We start from the raw sequence: 4,108 nt of genomic DNA, 5'->3' as shown, positions 1-4,108 counted from the left end.
GATCGCCGATGTCGACACGTCATCCGTTGCCCCCTGCACGGCATAGGACGTCACGGCATACGCAAGATCGATCCCGCCGTCGGGCCGATCGAAGGTCCCCCGATCGCAGGTAATAGTCCCATCGGATGTCGCGACGTCGATCTCGTCACCGTCAGGTGCGGTTGGGTCTGTTCGGACGTCGGCGACGGGGCCGGTGGTGCCGTTACGCATCCAACCGTTTCGGTTGCCGATCGGGTGGATCTTGCGGTCGCCGTGACGGGCCACGACCTGATCGCCGACGCACAGACGACGTCCATCGCCGAGCACCGCGCACTGACTTGCGTTGACGGTGCCGTCGGCGATCAGTAGTAGCTGGGCGAGGGTGTTGAGGACTCGCCGTTGACGGTTGCGACCGTGCACCATTGGGTGCGGTCGCCCACCGCCCGCTCGGTGTACCAGCGGGCGAGCATCGCTGCGTGAGTGTCATGCTCGCCTGCGGTCAAGACGAGTTGTCCACTCGCCTGGAGTTCGTCGATCGCTTCGTCGACTCTGCCGCTGCGCACGAGATCGGCCCGGCGCCGTTCGCCTGCGTCGGTCAGTCGGTGGACGGTCGCGAGTTGTGGTGTCCGATCGGCGTAGAGATCGGCGAGTTCGTTGAAGCTCCCACCTGCCGGGACCGAACCGTGCTGGGCTGGATCACCGATCAACCGCAACGTCGCACCAGTCTCTGTTGCGAGGTCACAGAGCCGAAGGAGATCGCGGTCACCGAGGGTTGATGCTTCGTCCACGATCAGGACTGTGCGCGAATCGAGGACACGGATCCCTGCGTCGGATCGGCCGAGCAGCATCGCGACGGTCTCGGACTCGATGCCGGCGTCGTCAGCCAACAGCCGCGCAGCCTCGCCTTTCACTGATGCGCCGAGGACTCGGTAGCCGGCGTCGGTCCATGCTTGTGCGGCGGCTCGCATGGTCGTGGTCTTGCCGGTCCCGGCACGACCGACAGCGCACTGCACCCGATCACCACTGGTCAGCCAACTCCGCACCAAGTCGGCCTGCTCCGCGCTCAGCACATCGGCGGACCCGATCGCCCGCTCAATGATCGCCGATTCGACGATCCCTTTCGCGGCGTCGATTCCTGCGGCGACGCCAGACACGATCTGGGCTTCGACATCGAGGAGTTCGATTGTCGTGAACGTCGCTTCGTCCTGTCCGTCGTTCACGACTTTGCCGTCGCGCCGGCGGATCACGCCCGAGGTGTCGATCTCGGCGACGAGATCGGTGGCGCAGAATCGTGCGGTCAGTCGCTCGACCTCGGCCGGGGGCACGAGCACCTTGACGCTGTGGCCGTCGTCGTTCACGATCGACCAATCCGCGACAGAGCGCATCACATCGCCGCAGCCGAACGTTGTCGACCGGGCGCACAACCCGTCGATCGGTGCGACGAGATCGTTGAACAGTTGGTCTCGTAGGTCGTCGGGCAGGACGTCGTGTGCGATCGCACGATCGGCCCGATCGAAACACGATCCGATATCGAGACCCACCCGATCAGCCCTGGTCAGCCAGTCTTTGCGGAGGTCGTTCGGGTCGACTGCTTGCTTGGCTGATCGGGTCGACTTCGCGATCGTGTTCTCCTCGTCGTGGGTGACTCGACGCCCGAGGCGTTCCTCGAGTGCTTTGCGAACTTCGTCCATCTCCGAGCGCCGCTGCGAGAACTCACGGATCGCCGACTCGTCAACACCGGCGATCTCCCAGACACCGTCGTCTCGACGCCACCACCCGAGGCCGAGGTCGCGAAGCTCCCACCGCACCGCGGCCGTCGCCAGTGCCGCGGCCGCTGGCGCATGCCGATACAGCGCCCTCGCATCAAGAGTCCGAACCCCTCCCTCGTCATCAACGACCGCGTTCGCAACGATGTTGTGATGATGAGGATGCGGGTCCAATGACCGGCTCGTGCCGTGCATGTACGACGCGACGATCAGGCCTTCGGAGCCAACGACACCGCCGCGACGGCGTCCCACCGAGGCCAGCCGGTCGAGGTAACGGACGGCTGTGTCATTTCCAGTTCTGAGACCCGCGATCAGGTCCTCCTGGAGTTGCCCGGTCGTGAGCATCGCCAACAGACCGATCGACTTCTCAGCGGTGATCGTGACGTCGAAGCCCACCCTCGCGATCGCCGGCTTGCGTCGCTCGGCATAGTCAGCGAGATCCGAACGGACGATGCGGTAGTTCCCAGCAGCGTCGCGTCGGCTCGGGAGCCGAGCAACTCCCGGCTTGGCATCAGACGCTTCTGCTGCGGTGGCACACAGGCGTCGTACGTATCGCACGCTGACTCTCAGCGACCTCGCAGCTTCCGGAACCGAGAGCTCATCGTCAGCAGAACCTGCGGTGCGTAGCGCGTCGACGTCGAGCGGTCGAGCGGCGAGCGCCAGGAGTCGGCTGATCTCGCTGTCTGGGATCAGGTCGCCCTCAACTGCATCGGCGACAGACTCGACGGCGGTTGCGTCGTCTGGATCGCTGGCGCCCGCGTTGCGGCCTGCTTCGACCATCTCCACGACCTCTTTGCGGGTCACTCCGAGCAATTGAGCGGCATCGGAAACCGTGTAGAGCGGATTGCTCTCTTCGTCCAGCCGTGCCGCCGTGCCCACGGCGAGGTGCGAACGCTGAGACGAGCCTCGTGCTGTCACGAGTCGCTCACCGGTCTCCGGGTGTCGACCCTCCAATACTCTCTGGAACGAGTCCCTGTCGACGACGCCTTCAAGGTCCCGGAAACTGGCCCCAGCACCCATCCACCGTCCCGGACCCTCGACCGAGTCGGCGTAGTAGCTCGACACCGAAGACCCAGCAGACGAGCCGACGAGCGCAGCACCGGGGGTTTTGTCGGCGCCTTCGAGGTAGTCGACCACCGCGCTCGCCACGCCCGCGACATTCTGTCCCGAAGCTCCGAGCGGGGTCACCGTCACGCGCACGATCGCACACCAACCCGACCGATTTCTTGGCCGACGGCACCGTCGCTCGAAACGATCGCGCAAACAGCGTTCGAGCGGTCCCCGACCGCTCCGCAGGTTCCCCGGAGGGGAACCTGCAAAGGTGTATGCCCTCCCGACACCCCGACACACGACCTGCCTGACCCGACCTCCGATCCCACACGATCTGGCCAAGCGAACCACCACGTCCCACGTGAGCAGCGGCCGCTCGACGGCGCGTTCCTTCGAGGCGCCGCGAATCCGTGCTGGGTTCTGTGACAGCACGCCGTCGTCGACGGCCGTCGTCAGGATTGTCCGCAGCAGTCGGTAGATCTTCGACACAGTGTTCGGGTGCAAGCTCGTTTGGGAGAGCCGGCCGTGCCAGGTGCGGACGTCGGCCGACGAGATGACGCTGAGCTGTGCCGGCCCGAATGCGGCGAGCAGATGTTTCAGCTGCGAGTCGTACGTCTCGCGTGTTCGAGATCGCAGCGGTCGCTGTTCGATCCACCAACCTGAGTACTCGGCGAAGGTGATTCGCCCGGCTGACGGATCGATGTAGTTGCCACGATTGAGGTCGGTCTCGACCCCGGCAAGAAAAGCTCGCGCATCGGCCTTCGTGGCGAACGTTGAGTTCGCTGCGATGCGTTTGCCGAGGTGGAAGTAGCGGACTTGGAATTTTCCGCTTGGAAGTTTGCGGACTGACCCGAACGATCCGTTCGTGCCCATAGGTGCCTCCTGTTGTCCCGTGCTCTGGGCACGTTGGGGGCACGACAGACCTGTCGGCGAGGCACTTCCAGACTAGCTGAAGACTGGGAAACAGTCAATGAGCTGGTCTTATTCAGCTCCGGCGATTGGGGCGGATGACGGGAATCGAACCCGCGTATCCAGCTTGGGAAGCGCTTCGAGGCTGATCGCATCGTGCCTGCGTGTGGGTTGTTTCACCTGGTCAAGGCCGGGTTCCGGTAGTCCGAGTGTTGTGCGCTGTTGCGCCGTATTACGCCCTGTTGAGCGTCGTTCTAGGCACGAATTAGGCACGCCGTTCGACCTGGTCGAGGAATGACCGAACTGCGAGCACGGCGTCGGCTCGGAGGGTTGCGATGCTCGAGTCTGGATGATCGACGAGCATCTGTTCTGCGAACGCGCGGGATCCCTGAGCGTCGACGTCG

Annotated in this window: 2 protein-coding genes; both read right to left on the bottom strand. The window is 64.5% G+C overall.

Features of this window, described 5'->3' with window-relative positions; all coding sequences use genetic code 11:
- Positions 1-306 (bottom strand): hypothetical protein (locus ACH2EI_RS19160; protein ID WP_395161189.1); only part of this gene is annotated, 306 nt, incomplete at its 3' end.
- A 35-nt stretch (positions 307-341) separates the two neighbouring features.
- Positions 342-3,668, bottom strand: coding sequence for a MobF family relaxase (mobF, locus tag ACH2EI_RS19155; RefSeq protein WP_395161187.1), 3,327 nt, complete (start codon positions 3,666-3,668; stop codon positions 342-344).
- Between the last annotated feature and the right edge of the window lie 440 nt (positions 3,669-4,108).

This window comes from Ilumatobacter sp. (assembly GCF_041688325.1).
Lineage (GTDB): Bacteria > Actinomycetota > Acidimicrobiia > Acidimicrobiales > Ilumatobacteraceae > Ilumatobacter_A.
This window is presented reverse-complemented; position numbering and strand designations above follow the sequence as displayed.

What these genes read in the sequence shown, in the direction of transcription:
- mobF (WP_395161187.1), bottom strand. Translation starts at nt 3,668, where the DNA reads ATGGGCACGAACGGATCGTTCGGGTCAGTCCGCAAACTTCCAAGCGGA.